This window comes from Methylorubrum suomiense (genome assembly GCF_022179765.1).
GTDB lineage: Bacteria > Pseudomonadota > Alphaproteobacteria > Rhizobiales > Beijerinckiaceae > Methylobacterium > Methylobacterium suomiense.
Window position 1 is genome coordinate 50,835 of the sequence record NZ_BPRE01000007.1, and the last position, 20,629, is coordinate 71,463.

At 69.1% G+C, this 20,629-nt stretch carries 16 protein-coding genes and 1 other RNA gene; 3 read left to right on the forward strand and 14 right to left on the reverse strand.

Annotated elements, in window-relative coordinates; translation table 11 throughout:
* Nucleotides 1–3: 3 nt before the first annotated feature.
* The 14 genes from MFF26_RS12425 to ssrA all read right to left on the reverse strand — a co-directional run bounded on the left by MFF26_RS12425 (nt 4) and on the right by ssrA (nt 18,220).
* Complete coding sequence (locus tag MFF26_RS12425) at nt 4–177, reverse strand: metallothionein (protein WP_137828096.1); 174 nt, start codon at nt 175–177, stop codon at nt 4–6.
* 305 nt (nt 178–482) lie between these two features.
* Entirely contained in the window at nt 483–2,351 is a 1,869-nt protein-coding gene (locus MFF26_RS12430) for a response regulator (RefSeq protein WP_137828097.1), read from the reverse strand.
* Nucleotides 2,348–4,081, reverse strand: coding sequence for a response regulator (locus MFF26_RS12435; protein WP_137828098.1), 1,734 nt, complete (start codon nt 4,079–4,081; stop codon nt 2,348–2,350). Before MFF26_RS12435 ends, MFF26_RS12430 begins: the two co-directional genes overlap by 4 nt.
* Nucleotides 4,078–5,139, reverse strand: a complete 1,062-nt coding sequence (cheB, locus tag MFF26_RS12440; RefSeq protein WP_238308068.1) for a chemotaxis-specific protein-glutamate methyltransferase CheB — start codon at nt 5,137–5,139, stop codon at nt 4,078–4,080. Before cheB ends, MFF26_RS12435 begins: the two co-directional genes overlap by 4 nt.
* 35 nt (nt 5,140–5,174) lie before the next feature.
* The gene (locus MFF26_RS12445) at nt 5,175–7,421 is read right to left on the reverse strand and encodes a hybrid sensor histidine kinase/response regulator (protein WP_238308069.1); all 2,247 of its coding nucleotides are present in this window, start codon (nt 7,419–7,421) and stop codon (nt 5,175–5,177) included.
* Nucleotides 7,422–7,430: 9 nt separating this feature from the next.
* Nucleotides 7,431–9,050 (reverse strand): methyl-accepting chemotaxis protein, encoded by a 1,620-nt coding sequence (locus MFF26_RS12450; protein WP_137828815.1) that lies wholly within the window; start codon nt 9,048–9,050, stop codon nt 7,431–7,433.
* A gap of 320 nt (nt 9,051–9,370) precedes the next feature.
* Nucleotides 9,371–9,895 (reverse strand): chemotaxis protein CheW, encoded by a 525-nt coding sequence (locus MFF26_RS12455; protein ID WP_137828816.1) that lies wholly within the window; start codon nt 9,893–9,895, stop codon nt 9,371–9,373.
* The gene (locus MFF26_RS12460; RefSeq protein WP_238308070.1) at nt 9,892–11,412 is read right to left on the reverse strand and encodes a CheR family methyltransferase; all 1,521 of its coding nucleotides are present in this window, start codon (nt 11,410–11,412) and stop codon (nt 9,892–9,894) included. Before MFF26_RS12460 ends, MFF26_RS12455 begins: the two co-directional genes overlap by 4 nt.
* Nucleotides 11,409–11,912, reverse strand: coding sequence for a chemotaxis protein CheW (locus MFF26_RS12465; RefSeq protein WP_238308071.1), 504 nt, complete (start codon nt 11,910–11,912; stop codon nt 11,409–11,411). The genes MFF26_RS12460 and MFF26_RS12465 overlap by 4 nt, the downstream gene beginning before the upstream one ends.
* Before the next feature lie 175 nt (nt 11,913–12,087).
* Nucleotides 12,088–12,576 (reverse strand): Ros/MucR family transcriptional regulator, encoded by a 489-nt coding sequence (locus tag MFF26_RS12470; RefSeq protein ID WP_137828819.1) that lies wholly within the window; start codon nt 12,574–12,576, stop codon nt 12,088–12,090.
* A gap of 193 nt (nt 12,577–12,769) precedes the next feature.
* Complete coding sequence (locus tag MFF26_RS12475) at nt 12,770–15,889, reverse strand: efflux RND transporter permease subunit (protein ID WP_373324466.1); 3,120 nt, start codon at nt 15,887–15,889, stop codon at nt 12,770–12,772.
* Nucleotides 15,890–15,897: 8 nt separating this feature from the next.
* Complete coding sequence (locus tag MFF26_RS12480) at nt 15,898–16,914, reverse strand: efflux RND transporter periplasmic adaptor subunit (protein WP_238308108.1); 1,017 nt, start codon at nt 16,912–16,914, stop codon at nt 15,898–15,900.
* Nucleotides 16,915–17,144: 230 nt separating this feature from the next.
* Nucleotides 17,145–17,777 carry an SspB family protein gene (locus MFF26_RS12485; RefSeq protein ID WP_137828821.1) on the reverse strand — a complete coding sequence of 211 codons (633 nt, stop codon included), beginning with the start codon at nt 17,775–17,777 and terminating at the stop codon, nt 17,145–17,147.
* 57 nt (nt 17,778–17,834) lie between these two features.
* Nucleotides 17,835–18,220, reverse strand: a transfer-messenger RNA (tmRNA) gene (ssrA, locus tag MFF26_RS12490).
* Between the two features lie 129 nt (nt 18,221–18,349).
* On the opposite strand from ssrA, the gene MFF26_RS12495 reads away from it, so the two are divergent.
* Genes MFF26_RS12495 through MFF26_RS12505 form a run of 3 tightly spaced genes read left to right on the forward strand, consistent with a single transcriptional unit; the run spans nt 18,350 to nt 20,472 of the window.
* Complete coding sequence (locus MFF26_RS12495; RefSeq protein ID WP_238308072.1) at nt 18,350–19,129, forward strand: CPBP family intramembrane glutamic endopeptidase; 780 nt, start codon at nt 18,350–18,352, stop codon at nt 19,127–19,129.
* Nucleotides 19,130–19,180: 51 nt separating this feature from the next.
* Complete coding sequence (locus tag MFF26_RS12500; protein WP_137828823.1) at nt 19,181–19,975, forward strand: thymidylate synthase; 795 nt, start codon at nt 19,181–19,183, stop codon at nt 19,973–19,975.
* The gene (locus MFF26_RS12505; RefSeq protein WP_171015444.1) at nt 19,975–20,472 is read left to right on the forward strand and encodes a dihydrofolate reductase; all 498 of its coding nucleotides are present in this window, start codon (nt 19,975–19,977) and stop codon (nt 20,470–20,472) included. Before MFF26_RS12500 ends, MFF26_RS12505 begins: the two co-directional genes overlap by 1 nt.
* Nucleotides 20,473–20,629: the final 157 nt, after the last annotated feature.

A 20,629-nucleotide genomic window follows, 5' to 3' on the forward strand; every position in this document is an offset into this window, starting at 1 on the left:
GCTTCAGCCGTGGCAGGTGCAGCCGGCGTGGTCGCAGCCATTGTGCTCGGGATGGCCGTCGGCGCACTCGTCGCAGCAGAACGCCTTCTCCTCGCGCTTCACCGCCTTTTCCAGCGAGACCACGCAGACGCAGTCCGGGCAGGCGCACTTCACCATTTCGACATTCACGCTGCTCATCACGGTCCCCTTAAGACAAATGTTGCGCGTTCCGGCGCGTGCCGACGCAAATCGATCTTCTGCCTCAGCTGATCGAAGCGCAATCATCTCCTGCTAAGATCGCAGGAATGTTGCGCTCGGGACGCGGATCAGGGGATTTCGATGATGCGGTGCGCCGGTGAACGGACTGCGTTCTTCGCGTCCGTCACAAGACCCCCCGTGGGCCAACATGCGCAGAGACGTGGGGAGCGAAGGACGTTTCGCGATCGAACCGTTCTCCCTCGAATCGCTTTGGCGTCGCTGCGCCCGCTAGGGAGACGGGCGCGTCAGGCGCTTCCGGCGAGCAATTGTGATACCCGCGCGGCCAGTTCCGCCGACGCGAACGGCTTCTGCATCACCGGCAGATCGTCGGGGATCGGCACAGCCTCGGCATGACCGGTGAGCAGCAGGACCGGCACGCCGGCGAAGCGGCTGCGGATCGCGGCGGCGAGTTCGACCCCGGTCATTCCCGGCATCGCGAGGTCGGCGACGACGAGATCGAAGGCGGTCCCCTCCTCCATCAGGGCGAGCGCCGTGTGCCCGTCGTTGGCTTCGGTTTCGGTATATCCGAAGTCGCTGAGGAAGGACGCCGTCACGTGCCGCACCTCCGGATCGTCGTCGACGACGAGGATGCGGGCCGGTGCCGCCGCCGTCGCCAGCGGCGGCAGGGTTTCGGCAGTGTCGCCCTCGCTGACGGCCTCGGCCTGCGGTAGGGCCAGCTCGATCCGGGTGCCGACGCCGACCGTACTTGTGATGCGCAGGCGTCCCCCCGCCTGTTGCGCGAGGCCGAACACCATCGCGAGACCGAGGCCGGTTCCCTGCCCCACCGCTTTGGTGGTGAAGAACGGCTCGCAGACCCGCTCCAGCAGCTCCGGCGGTATGCCGGTGCCCTCGTCGGCCACGGTCACCACGGCGTAGGCGCCGGGCTTCAGGTCGGGATCGTCCGCGATCTCGACGCGGCGGGTCGAGATCGTCACCTTCCCGCCGTCGGGCATCGCATCACGGGCGTTGATGCAGAGATTGAGCACCGCCAGTTCGAGCTGGTCGGGATCGACGAGGGCATGGGGCGTCTCGGGTTCGAGATCGCGCATCACGGTGACGAGGCTGCCCAGGCTCGACCCGAACAGGGCGCTCATTCCCTCGATCAGGGCATTGGGATCGACGGGTCGCGCCTTCAGATCGTTGGATCGGCTGAAGCTGAGGAGGCGCTTCGTCAGCGCCGAGCCGCGTTGGGCCGCGCCCGTGGCGTTGTCGACGAGGCGCTTGACGCGTGGCTGGTCGGCGATCTTGGGGCCGACCAGTTCCAGGCTGCCGAGGATCGCGGTGAGGAGATTGTTGAAGTCGTGGGCAATGCCCCCGGCGAGGGTACCGAGTGCCTGCATCTTGTCGGATTGGCGCAGACGCGCCTCCAGGCTCTTCTGCTCGGTCACGTCGCGCTCGATCGTCGCGAGGTGGGTCACGTCCCCACCGGCGCCGCGGATCGGCACGCGGATGACATGTGACCAGCGCTCGGCGCCGAGCACGCCGCGGGCGATCACCGTCGAGCCCGCCTCGCCCGCCGCGACCGCGCGCGCATCGGTTTCCTCCGCGTCCCGCGCCTCGGCCGCGTCGGTGATGGCGGATTCGGTGCGACCGAGGCTCGTCTCGACCTCCGCGCCCATGAGCGCCGCCTTGCGGGCGTTGAGCCGCACGAAGCGCCCGCCCGCATCCTTGAACGAGATCGCCTCCTCGGCGTGATCGAGGAGGCCGCGCAGCAGGGCGCGCTCGGTGGCGAGGTCCCGGCCGAGGCGGTGGCGCTCATAGGCGTTGCGCACCGTGGCGCGCAGGAGCGTCGGGTCCCAAGGCTTGGCGACGTAGCCGATGATACCGCCGCGATTGAGCGCCGCGATCACCGCCGAGATGTCGGCATAGCCGGTGAGCAGGATCGCCTGCGCCTCGTGGAACAGCCGGGCTTCGGCCAGCAGCGCATCACCGGTCATGCCGGGCATGCGCTGATCGGAAACGACGACGGCGATGTCTGGCTCGCTCCGGAGAATCGCGAGCGCCTCCTCGGGCTTGGCCGAGGTGAGCACCCGGTACTCGTCCTCGAACAGGTCCTCCAGGGCGATCAGGATGTCCGGCTCGTCATCGACGGCCAGGATCGTGCCTCTGCTCATGCCGCTGCCGACTGCCTCGGGATGCCGATGACGAAGCATGCGCCCCCACCCGGCGCCGTCTCCACGGTCAGCGAGCCGCTATGCGCCTGAACGACGCTGTAGGCAATCGCCAAGCCGAGTCCGGTACCCGATCCGACCGGCTTTGTCGTGAAGAACGGCTCGAAGATCTTCTCGCGCAGATCTTCGGGAATGCCCGGCCCCGTGTCGCTGATGCGAATGATGTCGGTCTCCGCGTCGGTGGACGTCGCGATGGTGATCGTGCCCTCGCCCGGAATCGCGTCGGCCGCGTTGCCGAGGATGTTCATCACGACCTGATTGAGCAGCGCGGGCGTACAGTGAATCTCCGTCCGTCCGGAGAAGTCGCGGATGACCGCGATCCGGGTGCCGAGCTTGTGCTGGATGAGGGCCAGCACGGTCTCGATCGCTTCCGGCACATTGACGAGACCGCGCTCACCCTCGTCGAGCCGCGAGAATTTTCGGAGGTTGAGGACGAGATCCTGGATGCGGGTGAGACCGAGCCGCATCGAGCCGACCCGGTCGCGGGCTTTGGTGAGGGCCCGCGCGCTGTCCGGGGCCTCCGGAGCGGGCAGCTCGCCCAGAATGCGCTCGACGGTGCCCTGATGCGCCAGGATGAAGGCGAGCGGATTGTTGATCTCGTGGGCGATGCCCGCCACCAACTCGCCGAGGGAGGCCATCTTGGCGGCCTGAACCAGCTTCGCCTGCGCCTCCGTCAGCTTGCGGTTGGCATCCTCCAGATCGCGGTTGGCCTGCTGCAGCGCGTCGGCCAGAGCCGCCCGGGCCGCCGCGGCCTCCGCCTCGGCCCGGGCCCGCTCGACGGCCCGCTCCCGGTCCCCGAACTCGCCGGAGATGCGACGATTATCCTCTTCCAGAAGGCGGCGGCGTACGAGGCCGCGCACCCGCATCGCCAAGACCTCGCCGTCGGCCTTCGACACAACGTCATCGGCACCTGCCGCGAAGGCGGATACCAGGAGGCTCTTGTCGGGCTTGGCCCCGGCCATGCCGATCAGCGGAAAGCCGAGGCCGCCCGCCTCGACCTCCTTCAGGCGGCGCGCACCGATCTCGGTACAGAGGGCGATCCCGTCATAGGGGCTGCCGATGAGGTCGAGCGTCACGCAATCGAAGCTCGCCCCCGGCGCGTCGAGGGCCGCCAGCGCCGCCGCGCGATCGGCGGCGGCGATGACGGCGTGGCCCTCCTGCGAGAGCAGGCCGGTGAAGAAGGCGCGATAGGTGGCGCTGCCATCGACGATCAGCACGCGGCCCCGGCGGAAGGCAGCGCCGGAGGGGCCCTCCGCCGCGCCGTTCTTGCGCTCGCGCAGAAGGGCGCGGATCCGCAATACCAAGAGATCACGGTCGGCCGACTTCTCGACATAGGCGTCGGCGCCGCTCTCGAAGCCGTGGCGCTCGCCGTCGCGGGCACTCGTCAGCATCACCACCGGCAGCGCGCGGGTGCGCAGCGACAGGCGCATCTGCCGCGTGAACTCGTCGCCGTTCATGCCGGGCAGGTGATGGTCGGCGACCACCAGATCCGGCAGATCGGTGTTGAGGAGATCGAGGGCGGATTCCGCGGTCGCGCAGCGCTGGACCGAGAAGCCCTGGGCTTCGAGCTGGAGCCGCAATTCCAGCGCCTGCGTTTCCGAATCCTCCACCAGCAGCAGGCGGTGCTCCCGCGCCGCCGCTTCGGGGGCAGCTGCACCCATCGGTGCGTTCATGCCAGCCTCCGTTGCGCGAGCCGCAGCAGATGGGGCGCGACCTGATCGAGGGGAAGGACCCGCGAGGCCGCGGAAAGACGCACCGCCGCGGCGGGCATGCCGTAGACCACCGCCGAACTCTCATGCTCGGCCACCGTCGCGGCCCCCGCCTTGCGCATGTCGAGAAGCCCCGTCGCGCCGTCCTCCCCCATGCCGGTCAGGAGCACGCCGATGCCCTGAGCCCCGGCCTGCCGGGCGACGGAGGCGAACAGGACCGTCGCGGCCGGGCGCTGTCCCCCGACCGGAGCCGCGTCGTGGACGCGCAGCACGCCGCCACAGCCGAGTTCCAAGTGTCGGTCTCCAGGGGCGACGTAGACCTGCCCGGCCCGCATCATCTCGCCGTCGCGGGCGAGGTGGACGGGCAGGGGCACCACACCGTCGAGCCAGTTCGCGAATCCTTCCATGAAGGCCGCGCCCATGTGCTGGACGAGGAGGATCGGCAGCGGGAAATCGGCGGCGAGTCCGCCGATCACCTTGGCGAGCGCCGGTGGGCCACCGGTCGAGGCCGCGATGGCGAGGACGGTCGGCGCCGCCATGACCGGCTCGAACGGGACCGGCGTCTCGCTGGGACCCGCGAATTCGCGGCTGGCCCATTCGGCGCCGATCGGCCGGCGTCGGATCACGGGAACCGCCGCCATGATGCGCAGCTGGGTGCAGATCTGCCCGGCCACCGCGTCGTATCCATCGTTCGTGGTCGCGACCGGCTTCTCGACGACGGAGAGGGCACCGGCCCGCAGCGCGTTCATCGAGATCTTGAGCGACGAATCCTCGACCGCATCGGCGATGACGACGATCGGTGTCGGCCGATCGGCCATGATGCGCCGGGTGGTCTCCAACCCGTCGATGCCCGGCAGGCGGATGTCCATCGAGATCACGTCCGGTCGTACCGTATCGAGGACGGCGAGGGCCGCCTCGCCGGACTCGACGGCCCCCGCGAGTTCGAGCCGCGGATCGCGGGCGATGATGTGCGTCAACAGTATCCGAACGACGAGCGAATCCTCGACCACCAGCACGCGCACGCGCCCCTTCGGCGCGGAATGATCGCTCCCCCCGCTCACAGCAGCTGACCGATGGTATCCAGGAGGGCGCGCTGATCGAATTTCTGCTTCGTCAGGTAAGCGTCCGCTCCGAGTTCGAGCCCGCGGGCGACGTCCGCCTCGTCGCCGCGCGAGGTCATCAGGACGACCGGCAACCGCCCGAAATCGTCTTCCCGGCGCAGGGCCTCGACGAGGCCGAAGCCGTCGAGACGCGGCATCTCGACGTCGGCCAGGACGAGATCGACCGGCTCGATCCGCGCTCGCAGACGGTCGAGTGCTTCCTGACCATCGACGCAGACGATCACGCGGTAGCCCGCCGCTTCCAAAATGCTCTTCTCCAGGGTGCGGGTCGTGATGGAATCGTCGACGACAAGAATCGTCGAACGTCGTTTCTCTGCCATCGTTCCGTCGGCAGAACCGTATCCTTTCATACGGTCCTGCGCCGGCCGCGGACCGGCGCGGCCGAACCGTGCGAGAAGCCCGTCGGGATCCAGCACCAGGGCCGGCATATCGGTGCCGAGCAGCACGGTGCCAGTCACGAGAGCGGGATCGACACCGATCGGCGGGGCCGGCAGGACGAGCAGACGGCGCACGTCGTGCAGCTGAGTGACCGTCACGAAACCGCTTCCCTGGCTCCCGCGCAGCCGCAGCGCGGGCACCGTCCCGGCCTCGGCGGCCGTCTCGGGTACGCCGAGCAGCGCGGCGAGCGAGGCGACCGGCAGCGTCGCACCGGCCCGCGCCCCATCACCCTCGACCGGTACGACTGGACGGCCCGCCACGGTCTCCAGCGTGTCCGGATCGAGTCGGGTCAGAGCCTCGACCGCGCCGCTCGGCAGGGCGTAGCGGGATCCGCCCGCCTCGACGATCACCACCGGGCGCTGGGCTGCCGAGAGGGGCAGAGTCAGGATCAGGGACGTGCCGTGCGGCGTGCGCGGAGCGAGCCGTGCCTGCCCATGGAGCGCGCGGGCGACCTCGGCCACCACGGAGAGGCCCATGCCGCGTCCCGACAGGGCATCCACGGCGCCGGCGGTCGAGAAGCCGGGCTCGAAGGGCATGGCGAGCAGAGCCTCGGGCGCCGGATGCTCGTCCGGAGCGATGAGACCACGCTCCCGGGCCGTCGCCGCGATCGCGTCGAGATTCGGCCCGCGCCCGTCATCGTGGATACCGAGCACGAGGCGTCCGCCCTGGGCCTCGACGGTCAGCAAAATGGACAACGTGGGCGGCTTGCCGGCGCGGCGCCGTGCCTCCGGCGCCTCGGCGCCATGGCTCAGGGCGTTGCGCAGGGCGTGCAGAACCGGATCCTTGAGGGACTGGAGCATGGCCCGCTCCACCGGGAGGTCGAGGCCCCGGGCGCTCACCTCCACGTCGCGTCCCTCGGCACGGGCGAGATCCCGCACCATCCGGGCGAGACCGCCGAACACCGTCTCGGCAGGCACCAGGGCGAGCCGCTCGGTCTCCTTACGGACGCGGGCGGCGGCGGTCTCGACGGCCAGATTGGCCGCCTTCTGCCCCTGAGCCAGATCGGAGGCCTCGCGTGCCAAGGCGCCAAGTCCGGATTCGATCTCGGCGAGCGCACGGCGCAGGGCGGTGACCTCGTCGATGCCGCCGGCCAGGCTCTGGCGCTGGACGGCCTCGGTCCGGCCCCGCAGCGACCGCGCATGGGCCGCGAGCCGCGACGCCCGCTCGGCTGCCGCGAGCTGGGTCGGCAAGGCGGCCCCGAGCCCATGGCTCGCCCGTGTCAGCGCCTCGACCGCGGCGGCCGGTACGCGCAGGACCGCGAGCGACGGCTCGCCCGCCGCTTCCGGCGCAGTGGAGGGGGGCAGCTTTGCGGCTGACGGGATCGCTTCAGGGGGCGGGGGGGCCGCAGCCTCCGCCGTCGAAGTCCCGGTACCTGAGGGCGTCGATGCGGTGGGGTCGAGACAGGCGGCAAGGGCGGCGAGCGCATCGTCCGGCATCGACGCCGCGCCGCCTGCGGCCACGTAGGCCTCGATCCGGTCGAGGGCGAGATGGGTCGCGGCCCTGGCGTCCCGGTCGAGGGGATGCCGTCCCGCGCTGATGCGTTCGAACAGGGCCTCCAGCTGATGCGCCACGGCCTCGACCGGCGGCAGATCGACGGCGCGGGCGGCGCCCTTCAGGCTATGGGCCCGTCGGAACACGTCGTGCCAATCGACCCCGCCCTCGGCCGCGAGGGCGGCGCGGATCGCGTCGAGATGCTCCCGATGCTCGACATCGAAGGCGGCGAGCAGTTGCTGACGGATATCCATCAGCGCGCGTCAGAGCCGGTAGCGTTCGGCCAACGCCATCAGCCCCTGCGCCAGCTCGGTAAGGTTGGCCGAGGCGGTCTCGACCTCGCGGGTGCCGGCTGCCGTCTGCTGGCTCGCCTGCCGGATGTTCTGGAGCGCCCCCATCACCTGCTCGATGCCGAGCTGTTGCTGGTTGGTCGAGGCCACGATCTGCTGGAAGGTCTGAACGCCCTCCTCGACCCGGGCGGCCATCTCCTCGATCGTGCGGACGGTCGAGTCGGTGCGGGTCTTGCCGGCGGCGGCACGCTTGACCGCCTCCTCCGTCAGCATGACCGAGGCGTTGATGCCCCGCTGGATCTCGCCGAGGATGCCGCGCACCTGCACGGTCGCCTGCTTGGCCTGATCGGCCAGCAGCTTCATCTCCGAAGCGACGACGGCGAAGCTGCGGCCTTCATCACCCGCGGCCGCCGCCTCGATGGCGGCGTTGAGCGCCAGCAGATGGGTGCGCTCGGAGATGTCGTTGACGGTGACGATGATCTCGCCGATCGCCTGCGTCTTCTCGCTGAGCGCGACGATGTTGCCGGCCACGGCCTCGCCCTGCTCGCGGATCGACTCCATCGCCTTGGCGGTGTCGGTGGCGGCGCGCAGGCCCGAGCGGGCGGTTTGCGCCGCAGCCTGCGCGGTGGCGATCACTTCGCTCGCCCGCTTCGAGATCTGGGCGCCCGAATGGGTGATCTCGTCGACCGTGGCGGCGGTCTCCTGCACGGCGGCGAATTGCTCCTCGACGCTGGCCGCCTGCTGCTGGGCCGAGGCGCGGATCTCCGCCGCGGCGGCGTTGAGGTCGTTGGTGGCGGAGCGGTTCGTCCGGGCTAGGTCCCCGAGGCCTGCCACCATCGTGTTGAGCGTCGTGGCCAGCCGCCCGACCTCGTTGAGGCCCGTCGCCTCGACACGGCCGGTCAGATCCCCGGAGCCGACCCGCTCGACGAAGGCCATCACGCTCGCGAGCGGGCGAACGATCAGGCGGCTGATGACGAAGGCCAACCCGGCGCAGATGAGGAGGGTGAGCAGCGTGGTGCCCCAAAGGGCGAAATTGGAATTGCGCTCGCCCTCGGCGACCCGCTCGTTCTGCTTGGCGCGGACGCGCTCTTCCGCCATCTCGATGGCGCCGAGCTTCTCGCGCAGGGTATCGAAGAGCTGTTTCCCCGACCCGTCGGCTTCGATCCGGACGGCTTCGGGGCGCGTCGCCGGATCCGCCGCGCGGCGGAGGGCGGCTTCCCCGACATCGGTCTGCCATGCCCGAGCCGCCACGACGGCATCGGCCAGCATGCGCGATTGGTCGGTGTCGCTGCCCATCGTCGCCCGGAGGCGATTGATCGTCTCGTCCAGTGCGAGCCGGCCGGTCTTGTAGGGCTCCAAGCTGCTTTCCCGCCCGGTGAGCAGGTAGCCGCGAATCCCGGTTTCCTGATCGAGCATGGCCGAGCGGAACGCGTCGAGGCCGCGGATGATACGATTGGATCGTCCGCGGGCCTCGGTGGCGTCGTGCAACTGAGCGAGCGTCACCTGCACGGCAACGCTGCTGAGAACCGACACGAGCGCGATCGCACCGATGGCGCCGCCCAGCGAGCGGTTGAGGCCGAATGTGTTCGCCATGCTCGACTTCTCTCAGATCCAGGAACCGTCGGGAACGGCGTCCCGGATGTCGATGGGAGCGGCGAAGGCCGCTTCGCGATGGTTGTGTCCGCGCTGCCCGACAGAGCGATTCCCGTTCGAGCGAGGCGAAGCCGCGCCGCAGCGGGCCGGGCTCGACGCGATCTCGTGCCAGCCGCGAAAGGATCGTCTCACCGCCGGAGCGGCGAACGCCGATCCGTGGAGGCTTGCCTCACCGGTCCCGGGAGAATGTGTGGTCCGATGCGTCGGTGACACGAGCGTTCGAAGACTCCGGCGAGAGGGATCCGGCCTCAGCCGGGCCATCAGGAAAGGAAGCGAGCCAGCAAGGCCGGCAGGTCGAGGATCGTGAAGCCGTCGCGGACGTCGTCGGTGCGGTCGGAACCGGGCGGGACATAGCCCAGAAGCGGTCCGCCTCCCAGGGTGCTCGCGGGATCGGCCGGGCGGGCTTCGATGCGGGCAATCCCGACGACACGATCCACCGCGAGGGCCAGCGGCGGCTCCTGCGCCCGCAGCCGTACGAAATGCCCGCCCTCGCCTTCGGCGACGAGTCCGAGACAGGCGGCGAGATCGAGAACGCTGACGATCGTCCCGGCCATGGCGCAGATGCCGCGGAGGGTCGCCGGTGCGCCGGGCAGCGCCGTGATGGGACGTTGCGGCGTTACGCCCGCGACCGCACCGAGCGGCAGGCCGTAGCGTTCGGGCCCGCAGAGACAGACGAGATAGCCGTGCGTTTCGATGGGGCGGGCCGCTTCCGTCGAGCGGCCGGCCAGAGCCGCCGCACGGGCGTCGAGCAGGGCGTCGCGGCTGGCATCGAGAGCGGCCTTCATTCCGATTCCCTGGCGGATTCCCGGGCGGGCGGCCCACCGATGCCGGAGAGGATCCCCCGCGCATTCTCAGCCAACAGATGGGCGCTCACGCCGTCTCCCTCCGGCAGGATCGTGACGGACGGTAGTCCTTGCGCGAGCCGGAGCGCGTTGTCGAGGGCACGGGCCGCCTCGTCCCGACGCCCGTGGCGGGCGAGCAGCAGGCCGAGCTGATAATGCGCCATCACGAAACCACGGTCGAGGAACAGGGCGCCCCGCAGAGCCCGCTCCGCCTCCACCTCACGGCCGAGATCGAGCGCGAGCAGGCCCTCGTAATAGCGGAGAGCCGGTTCCGTGCCTCGCCCGCCGATGGCTTCCTGAAGGAGACGCCAAGCCTGAGCGGTCTCTCCCGCATCGGCGAGCCTTCGGACCGTTTCGATCAACGCGGCGGGTTCCGCCGCTTCAATTGCAGAATCGACCGATAGGGGTTCGCGAGATGCTTCCGGCATGGGGGCGGGAGGCAAGTCTTGGGGCGGTTCCGGAAGAGGTGGGAGGGGAACGGGCTGCTCGACAACTGACGCTTCCAGTAGGGGCGGCAGGAAGGGAGCCGGTGGATCGACCTCCAGAACCGTTCCCGCCGGGCGGTAGGCGACGGTCCCGGGCAGGGCCACCGGTTCCAGCCATTGCGCGAAGGCGGGGTTGGGCTCGGCGTGACCGATCAGCAGCCATCCACCGGGTTGAAGCCGCTGTCCGAGGGCGCGCACGATCCGGTTCACGTGATCGGCATTGAAATAGATCAGCACGTTGCGGCACAGGATCAGATCGTAGGTCGGTCCGATCGGGGATGCCGCCCCACCGGCAGGCTGCGCAGCGTCGATCAGCGAGAGCAGGTTCTGCCGCTCGAACCGGACCATGCGGCGGTAGACCGGACGCAGGGCATAGGATCCGTGCGGCCGGCCGGACCGTGCGGGAAGACGACGAAACCAACGCAGGCGGTCGGCTTCGCCGAGTGTCCGCAGGGCCCAGGGGCCGAACTCGGCCTCGCGGGCGGTGGCGAGCGCCTCCACGCTCAGATCCGTGCCGAGAATCGTGACCGACCATTCGGACAACGCCTCGCCGAGAAGGTCGCGGACCAGGATGGCCAAAGAATAGGGCTCGGCGCCGGTCGAGCAGCCGGCGCTCCAGATGCGCAGGGTGCGAACATCGCCGCGCGCCGCGATCAGTTCGGGCAGGATGCGACCGCGCAGAGCTTCGAATTGTTCGGCGTAGCGGAAGAAGAAGGTTTCACCGATGGTGATCTCGGCTTCCAACGCCGCCCATTCCTCGCGCCCGCCCGGTCCTTCGAGCCGCGCGAGATAGGCGGTGCAATCCGGGAGACCGCAGATCTTCAGCCGCCGCCGGACCCGGTCGTGGAGGAGATCGTCCTTGTCGATGTAGTAGTTGTGGCCCGTACGGGCGATCACCTGCTCCTTCAGAGCGGGAAAGCCGGGATCGGCGCCCGCGAGCGGGGCGCGCTGCAAACGTTCGGGCGGGCAAGTCACGCGGGCTGAATGGTCTCGTTGAAGGCGAACCGTGCGAGGCGGTCGCGCGACTCCGCGGCCAGGGCATCGAGTCGTACCCGCTCCTCCAGCGTCAGGATCCGCGGTAGCGACAGGCGATGAACGAGTTCGTGGCCGCGGGTGAACTCGGCGACGACGCAGCCATTCAGGCTTCGCTCCGGTTCGACGGGTCGCAGGCTCTCATCCGCCACCTGCATCACATCGAGGGCGCGGTCGACCAGGAGGCCGAGCGACCCGCCGCGGGCAAGGATCACGTGACGGTAGGGGTCGTCCGTCTCCGCGACGTCGCGCAAGCCGAACAGCAGGGCAAGATCGACGACCGGCACCGGTTCGCCACCGAGATTGAGCAACCCGGCCAGCGGGCCGCCCGAGGCGGGCGGCGCGTGCAGGCGCGGCAACGGCAGGATTTCGCGGATCTCGGCCTGCGGCAGGGCACAGGGCGTGCCGGCCACGTCGACTATCAGATGGGCGGCGCCCGCCATGCCTCGTCCCTCGCGAGCCTCCGCGGCATCCCGCATCCCAGGAACACCGGCCGCCCCACGGGACGGGCCGGTCATTGATCTAGAGCGACGACCGTACCCGGGAAGCGGGCTGGGTCGGTCGAATGATGGCCAGCATCGGCATCGAGGCGGGCGCTCCTTCGGGCTTGAGCGGCGCTCAGGCGACCTTCTGGCGCGAACGGGTCGGCTTCGGCTCGGGCTCCGGCTCGACCTCGTCTTCGATCCGCCCACCGGGACGGCCCAGGCCGATCGACTTGGCGAGCGCCGAGCGCTGCGCGGCGTAGTTCGGAGCGACCATCGGGTAGTCGTTCGGCAGGCCGTAGCGCTGACGATAGGAATAGGGATCGAGACCGTGCGTGCCGAGATGGCGCTTCAGGGTCTTGTAGGGCTTGCCGTCGACGAAGCTGATGATGGCGTCCGGGGTCACGGACTTGCGGACTTGGGCCGGCGTGGGCTTCTCGATGGCTTCTTCAGCGGGGGGCGCCGCCGCAGTGGCCGTTCCAAGGCCGGTCAAAGCTGCGTGAACGTTGATGATCAGGCCCGGAAGCTCGGATGCAGGCACTGAGTTATTCGACACGTAGGACGAAACGATATCACTCGCTAATTCTACGAAGTCGTTGAACGTTTTCTGGCTTTCTTCCGTCATCCTGCTTGTCCGCTCCTAAGGCCCCCGTGCGCGAAGATCATACGTGTTGCAGGAAGACGCAAGGGAGGTTTTTAAAAAACTACGTTTGCCTTGTGGGTATTGAGAGTGACGCACTCAAGTCGAGAGCTGTCTGGACAGCGTACTCGGTCAAGTGGAAGGCAACCGCTCCATTCCGAGCCGGACCGTTGAAGGCTTAGCCAGCAAGGGATGTGCGGCCGAACCGGCCGTAGCGCAGGGCGAGCGTCGGAAGGATCAGGAGGTTCAGGACGGTCGAGGTCACGAGGCCGCCGAGGATCACCAGCGCCATCGGTCCCTCGATCTCGCGGCCCGGTTCGCCGGCGCCGAGCGCCAGCGGCAGGAGGCCGAGGCCTGTCACCAGGGAGGTCATGAGGATCGGCACGAGGCGATCTGCCGCGCCGTCGATCGCGGTTGCGCGGCTCCAGGCGCGACCTTCGACGGCGGTGAGGTGCTCGTAATGCGAGACCATCATGATGGTGTTGCGCAGCGAGATGCCGAACAAGGTGACGAAGCCGACGATGGAGCCGAGAGACACGACGGCTCCGGTCGCCGCCACGGCGGCGACGCCGCCGACGAAGGCGAAGGGCAGGTTTACGAGAACGAGGATCAGATTGCGCACCGATCCGGTTACGACGGCGAGCAGCACCACGATGCCGAGGCCGGCGAGGGCCGAGTAGGCGATGAGATCGCGTCGCGCCTTAGACTGCGCCTCTGCCGCGCCCGCAAAACTCACATAGACCCCGGGCGGCAACTTCACTTCGCGGGCAATCTTGCGCCGCGCCGCCTCGACGAAGGAGGCGACGTCCCGCTCGACGACGTTGGCCGTGACCGGCTGCACCCTCTGCGCGCCGATATGCTGGACGGCGTATCGGCCGGAGGTTTCGTAGATGTCGGCGACCTGGGACAGACGGATGAAGCTGCCCCCGCGCACCCGGATCGGCAGGTCGCCAAGATTTGATAATCGGGTCCGCGCCGCGCGCTCCAAGATGACGGTGACGTTGAAGACGGCGTTGCCCTGGTAGGTCTGTCCGACCACGTCGCCCTGATAGGCGGTGCGTACGATCTCGAGGACCTCGACCGCGTCGAGGCCCCAATGGCGCAGATCGTTGGCGCGCAACGATACGTTGATCTGCGGCAGACCCGCGGGCGAGACCACCTGCACGTCGGCCGCCCCCCGCACTTCGGCGAGTTCGCGGGCGACGTCGCGGGCGGCGGCCTCGATCGCGGCGAGATCGTTGCCGAACACGTTGACGGCCACCGGTGCGGTGAAGCCCGAGACCGTTTCCTCGATGCGCTCGGTCAGGAAGGTCTTGAGCGAGAAGCCCGCACCGGGCGTGCGAGCCATGACGGCACGGATGCCGGCCTCGGCCTCCTCCTGGCCTTCGCCATCGAGTCCCGCCGCGAGATCGATATGGATCTCGCTGTAATGGGTGCCGCCCACATCGTAGCCGGCCTCGGCCCGCCCGACTTGCTGCGCCACGGCGCGCACGCCGGGCACCTCCTTCAGCGCCTTCGTCAGATGCTGCCCGAGCCGCAGCGACTGCTCGAGGGAGGTGCCGGGCGCCGCGGCCATGTGGAGGATCAGGTGCCCCTCCTTCAGATCGGGCAGGAACGCGCCGCCGAGGAAGGGCACGACCGCCCCCGCGGCGGCCACCGCCACGACCCCCACCGCCATCACCCGCTTCGGGGCGCGGTCGATGCGCGCGAGCAGCCGCATATAGGCGGCGCGCGAGCTCCGCATGGGCAGCGGATCGTGCGTGGGCAGTCGCTTGCGCCGGGCGAGCAGAAGGACGGCGAGGGCGGGGGTGAGCGTCAGCGCCACCGCGAGCGAGGCCAGAACGGCGAGGATGTAGGTGAGCGCGAGCGGCCCGAACAGCCGGCCCGCCACTCCGGTCAGCGCCAGGACCGGCAGGAAGACAAGCAGCACGGCGAGGGTCGCGTAGGCCACGGAGGTGCGCACCTCCATCACCGCGTCGAAGACGATGGCGGGTCCGGGCCGGGGCATGTCCGACCGCCGGTTCTCGCGCAGGCGCCGTACGACGTTCTCCACGCCGATGACCGCGTCGTCCACCACCTCGCCGATGGCGATGGCGAGCCCGCCCAGCGTCATCGCGTTGAGACTTTCGCCGATGGCCGCGAGGACGACCACCGCCGCGATCAGCGAGAGCGGGATGGCGACCGCGCTGATGAGGCTGGTGCGCCAGTCGAGCAGGAACAGGAACAGCACGACCACGACGAGAAGGCCGCCCAGCGCCAGCGCCTGGATCACGTGGCCGTTGGCGACAGCGACGAAATTCGCGGGGCGAAACAGGTCGGTGCGCAGCACGATGCCCTCGCGCTCCAGGCTCGGCCGCAATTCGGCGAGCGCCGCCTCGACCCGCGCGGTGGCCTCGACGGTGTTGGCGCCGATCTGCGCCCCGACGGAGAGCAGGACGCCGGGCACGCCGTCGATCTGCGCCGCGCTGATCGACGGCTCGGGGGCGTCGCGCACATCGGCCACATCGCCGAGGGTGACGCTGGCCCCGCCCTCGTTGACCAGCACCGTGCGGGCGACCTCCTCCGGCGTGAGCGATTGTCCTTCCGTCTGCAGGGCGATGCGCTGGTTGGTGGTGTCGACGAAGCCGGCGCCGCGCACGCCGGTCGCCTTGCGCGCCGCGACGAGCACGTCGTTGAGGCCGATCCCGAAACGGATGAGATCGCGCGGCCGGACCTGGATCTGGATCGAGCGGAGATCGCCTCCATAGACCAGCACTTCGGCGATACCGGGAACCGCGAGCAGCCGTAGCCGCAGCCGCCAATCCGCGACGGTGCGCAGGTCGAGGAGCGATCGCGTTGTCGATGTCAGACCAAGAACCAGAACCGTCCCGGTCGAGGAGGTCAGCGCCGTCATGGTCGGGGCCATGATGCCCTGCGGCAACCGGCTCGCGATGGTCGATAGGCGCTCATTGACGAGCTGGCGCGCCCGATAGATGTCGGTCCCGGTCGTGAAGGTGGCGGTGACGACGGAGAGCCCCTGGATCGAGGAGGAGCGCAGTGTCGCGATGCCGGGAAGGCCGTTGATCGCGCCTTCGACCGTCTGCGTGACGATCACTTCCACCTGCTCCGGGCTCAGGCCGGGTGCCTCGGTCTGGACCGAGACGGTGGGTGGGGCGAATTCCGGAAAGACGTCGTACTTCGCCTCGTTCAGGGCCATCGCACCGTAGACGAGCAGCGCCAGGGCGAGCGCCAGCACCACGCCGGGAAAGCGCACCGCGAAGGCGACGAGGGCGGCCTGCGGGCCGGTGGCCGGTGACACGGGCGGACTCAATCGTCGTCGTCCACGGCCGCGGGCGATTGGGCCCTCGCCTCCTCCGACAGCAGCGCCTGTGCCCCGCGGACGACGATCTCGGTCTCCTCGGTGATGTCGCCGACGACGTAGGCATCCGCCGACATCGCGGCGCCCGACGGGAGCGGATGGCGGGCGAACCCTCCCTCGCCGATCGCCCGATAGAACCACGCCCCGCCCTGCCAATGCACCACGGCGTCTTCCGGCACGAGGATGCCGTGTGCCGCCCGGTCCGCGGTGATGAAGGCGAGGGTGCTCATGCCCGGCAGCAGCCCGCTGTCACCCGATACGACGTAGAAGAGGCTGACCCCCTGGATGCGTTGATCGGTGCGGGTGGCGGGCGAGACGTAGCGCAGGGCCACGCGCTCGCTCTGTGGCGGGACTTCGGCAAAAGCCGTGTTGGGCTGGCCCTTCAGCACCTCGCCGGGGGGCAGCGTGACTTGGACGAGGAAATCGGTTCTCTCGATCAGGCGCGTCACCGCCGGGGCGCGCTCGATGATCGCCTTCCCGATCACCGGTCCCCATTCCTGCTGGGCAGTGGCCGCCAACGTTCGCAATTGCGATTGGGCCGCGGAGAGGCTCGCCTGATCGGTCTGGTAGGTGCCCTCGGCGGTCTCCAGTTGCACCTGGGTCGCGTAGGGGCCGAGATTGCGGGCACGCTGAAAAGCGCTCTTCGAGACTTCGGCCTTGGCCTGGGCAGTCTGAAGCGCGGCCTGCGCGCTGGCATAGGCATTCGTGAGTTCGGTGACCCGGGCAAGATCGAGGACGCTGCCATAGGCCTGGATCTCGATGCGGTGGTTGCCCGGGGCGACATCCAGGGTCTCGACGCCGATCCGCTCGCGCTCGCCGGGGGCGAGCTTCACGACGATGCGCCCACCTTCGATGGCCGTGCGCGACGCGGGCTTCGGCACGGCAGGGGCTTCATGGGCGGGCGATTCCGCCCTGAACACTGTTCTCGCTGAGGGAAGTGCGAGGCTCGGGACGCGCTCCAGCAGCCGTGGCTCGACCGCCAATACGAGGCCGCCCACCGCCAGGAAGAGCGCAACGATGAGCCAGGACTGTGAGCTGCCTCGCCCCTTCACACGCGTGACCCCCGCCAGCGACTCGAGGCCGCCCGTGTGAATTACCGATTTATCCCGGTTCTGGATACCAAAATTGCCCGCCTCGTGAGGGCACGACGGGGATTTTCCCAACTGCGGTAAACGCCAAACGGCTGGGGACTGGGTCAGTTCTTCTTGCGGAACGCGTCGAGGCTGACGACCTCGGCACTGGCTTCCTTGTCGCCCTTCTCGGCCGCCTCGGGCTTCGGAGCCTTGACGCCGTCCTCGGTCTCCTTGCCCTCGCGCGTCGCCGGCAGCGCCGGAACGATCTTCGGGCCGGCGGCGAGGGGGGTAAGGCCGGTCCCCTTGGGCTTCATCTCGGTGGGCTCGGACGCCGCACCGCGTGGACCGATCTTCGGCGTGGCCGGCTGTACCTCGGCGGTCTCTTCGCCCTCGGTGCCGTCGTTCAGGTCGAACTTAAGCCCGAACTGCACCGACGGGTCGAAGAAGCCGGACAGCGCGTCGAAGGGAATCAGGAGCCGCTCCGGCACGCCGGAGAAGGACAGGCCGACCTCGAAGCTGTGCTCGGTGACGCCGAGATCCCAGAACTGGTGCTGAAGAACGATCGTCATCTCCTGCGGGTACTTCTCCCGCAGACGCTGCGACATGCGCACGCCCGGCGCCTCGGTCCGGAACGAGATGTAGAAATGATGCTCGCCCGAGAGGCCCTCGCGGGCCGCGTCGGTCAGCACCTTGCGCACGACGCCGCGCAGGGCATCCTGAACCAGGAGATCGTAACGGATCAGATCTTCGGCCATCGGCGCTCGCTTGTCCGGTCACGGCCGGAGGGCGGCAGCGCCGGGACGTGGAAATTAAGTGGAGGTTTCTGTTGCCAGGTACCTCCGAACCCCGCCTATGCGGTGCTACCCGCTAGGACTTTAGGTCGGTTTTTGGCACCGCTTACGCGGCGACAGCCACCGGAGCAAAGTTGTCGTTGGCAACTATTGCAAAGGCCCGATAACGGCGGAACCATGCCGAGCGAAAGTGCTCCCTTTACGCCCTCGTCGATCCTATTTCGCCCCCGCCGGAGCCCAGGAATTTGCCGCGTGATGGCCATGCGGCCATCGGTCCTGGGTTCGGGTGGAGGCGCCGGGTACCGCCCCCGGGTCCGATAGGTTTATTGCGAAGAACGTTTATCGCCATAGCCGGCCTTGCGACCGGCAAGGGGAATATAGAGGGGCTGACGGCGGTTTTGAAGAGCGATCCGCGCTCAGATCCGCTCCGCATTGCAAGCGTGGCCGATATGCCGCCCGATGGCATGCGCGCGTCCCTACCTTCCCCTACGGATTCGCCGCGGTTTTCCCCCTCCCCCGTCGCTCCGCTCCTGTGGATGGGGCGCATCCTCGCGCTCGTGGCGGTGCCGTTCGTCGTCCTCATCGCCGCGACGCTCCTCGCGATCGCCCTCGTCCGGCTCGTGGGCGATTGGCGTCTGGGTATCGACCCGTTCACCCCGACGCTTCAGCGTCCGCGCCTGCCGCTGGCCGAACTCGCCGCCCGTGGAGTCGTGACGGATGCCTTGCGGCAGGGGCTGATGGCGCTCCTCGTGGTGGCGCTCGCCGCCTGGGCCTGCCGCGGCGCTGGGCCGGGGGCCGTGTGGGCGCGGCTGGGCTTCGCCGCCCCGGCCATACCCCGCGCCTCGACCCGGCGGCTTCTGTGGTTGCTGCCGCTCTGGCCCCTCATCCATATCGCCTGGGTCACGGCGACCGCCGCGGCGCTCCAGGTCAATTTCGCCCAGGGCGTGCGGATCTCGCCGTTCCTGTCGCCCTCCATGGTCGCCCTGTGGTTCGCCTTCGTGATCCTGCTCGCCCCGGTCGCGGAGGAGCTGCTCCTGCGGGGCGAGGTCTATGCGCGGGCGAGCCGGTTCCTTGGGCCGGCCGCGACCATCGTCACGACGGCGCTGATTTTCTGCCTCGCCCATATCGGATTGGAGCCGGCCCCCAGGAACGCCAACGCGTTTCACGCCCTAGCCCGGCCCCTGACCCTGTTGCCGCTCGCCCTCACCCTCGGTTGGCTGCGCTGGCGTACGGGACGGCTGTGGCCCTGCATGCTGCTGCACGCGTGGAGCAACCTCGCTCTGGTCGTCTACCAGATCGGGCCCGGTTTACGCTGACTGCGACGATGACTCGACATCCGCTTCGCGGCCCGTCAGACCTGACCGGACATGCGCGCGTACCACGATCTCCTGACCCGCATCCTCGCCGACGGCATCCGCAAGGAGGACCGCACCGGCACCGGAACGCTGTCGGTGTTCGGGCATCAGATGCGCTTCGATCTGGCCGAGGGGTTTCCCCTCGTGACCACGAAGCAGCTGCATCTGCGCTCGATCATCCATGAATTGCTGTGGTTCCTGAAAGGGGACACCAACGTCCGGTATCTGCGCGAGAACGGCGTCACGATCTGGGACGAGTGGGCCGACGCGCAGGGCGATCTCGGCCCCGTCTACGGGCGTCAGTGGCGGTCTTGGGAGAAGCCCGGCGGCGGGACGGTCGACCAGATCGCGTGGGTCCTCGACGAGATCGCCCGTAATCCGGATTCGCGCCGACTCGTGGTCTCGGCCTGGAATCCGGCCGATCTCGATCGGATGGCGCTCGCTCCGTGCCACTGCCTGTTCCAGTTCTACGTGGCGGATGGGCGCCTCTCCTGCCAGCTCTACCAGCGCTCGGCCGACGTCTTCCTCGGCGTACCCTTCAATATCGCGAGCTACGCTCTGCTGACCGCGATGATGGCGCAGGTGACGGGCCATCGACCCGGCGATTTCGTCCATACCTTCGGCGACGCCCATCTGTACGTGAACCATCTGGAGCAGGCCCGCCTCCAGCTCTCCCGTGAGCCGCGCCCCCTGCCCCGGCTGCGGCTCAACCCGGAGGTCCGTTCCCTGTTCGATTTCACCTTCGCGGACATCGCCATCGAGGACTACGCCCCCCACCCCGCCATCAAGGCACCGGTGGCGGTCTGATGGCCTCTCGCATCTCCCTCGTGGCGGCCGTTGCCCGCAACGGCGTCATCGGCCGCGACAACGACCTCGTCTGGCGCCTGTCGAGTGACCTGAAGCGCTTCAAGGCGCTGACCCTCGGCAAGCCGATCCTGATGGGCCGCAGAACCTGGGATTCCATCGGGCGGCCCCTGCCCGGACGGCGCAGCCTCGTGCTGACCCGTGACCGGAACCTCACCCTGGACGGCGCCGAGATCGTCCATAGCTGGGAAGAGGCGGTGGCCGCCGCCGGGTCCGACGAATTGATGGTGACGGGCGGTGCGGAAATCTACGCACTCGCCCTGCCCCATGCCGACCGGTTGCACCTCACCGAGGTCGAGGCGAGCCCGGAGGGCGATGTGCATTTCCCCGCTTTCGACCGGTCTCTTTTCCACGTGACCTTGCGGGAACGGCATCCGGCGGGGGAGCGCGACGAGTTTCCATTCAGCTTCGTGGATTGGGAACGCGGGTCCAGCCGTTGATCGAACCGGGGCGCATTGGCCGCAGGGTTCCGATGGGGGCGAGGTCGGTCGGTGCGGTTGCCATTGACGGGCCGCGCGCCCACCTGCCAGCCTTGACAGGACCGTTCGTGGCCACTCAGGTGCGCGGCGTCCGGTTGGCGCCGCAAACGCGTTCTCG

Coding starts and splice junctions, on each gene's coding strand:
- MFF26_RS12425 (WP_137828096.1), bottom strand. CDS start 177: ATGAGCAGCGTGAATGTCGAAATGGTGAAGTGCGCCTGCCCGGACTGC.
- MFF26_RS12430 (WP_137828097.1), bottom strand. CDS start 2,351: ATGAGCAGAGGCACGATCCTGGCCGTCGATGACGAGCCGGACATCCTG.
- MFF26_RS12435 (WP_137828098.1), bottom strand. CDS start 4,081: ATGAACGCACCGATGGGTGCAGCTGCCCCCGAAGCGGCGGCGCGGGAG.
- MFF26_RS12445 (WP_238308069.1), bottom strand. CDS start 7,421: ATGGATATCCGTCAGCAACTGCTCGCCGCCTTCGATGTCGAGCATCGG.
- MFF26_RS12450 (WP_137828815.1), bottom strand. CDS start 9,050: ATGGCGAACACATTCGGCCTCAACCGCTCGCTGGGCGGCGCCATCGGT.
- MFF26_RS12455 (WP_137828816.1), bottom strand. CDS start 9,895: ATGAAGGCCGCTCTCGATGCCAGCCGCGACGCCCTGCTCGACGCCCGT.
- MFF26_RS12465 (WP_238308071.1), bottom strand. CDS start 11,912: ATGGCGGGCGCCGCCCATCTGATAGTCGACGTGGCCGGCACGCCCTGT.
- MFF26_RS12470 (WP_137828819.1), bottom strand. CDS start 12,576: ATGACGGAAGAAAGCCAGAAAACGTTCAACGACTTCGTAGAATTAGCG.
- MFF26_RS12485 (WP_137828821.1), bottom strand. CDS start 17,777: ATGGCCGAAGATCTGATCCGTTACGATCTCCTGGTTCAGGATGCCCTG.
- MFF26_RS12495 (WP_238308072.1), top strand. CDS start 18,350: ATGGGGCGCATCCTCGCGCTCGTGGCGGTGCCGTTCGTCGTCCTCATC.
- MFF26_RS12500 (WP_137828823.1), top strand. CDS start 19,181: ATGCGCGCGTACCACGATCTCCTGACCCGCATCCTCGCCGACGGCATC.
- MFF26_RS12505 (WP_171015444.1), top strand. CDS start 19,975: ATGGCCTCTCGCATCTCCCTCGTGGCGGCCGTTGCCCGCAACGGCGTC.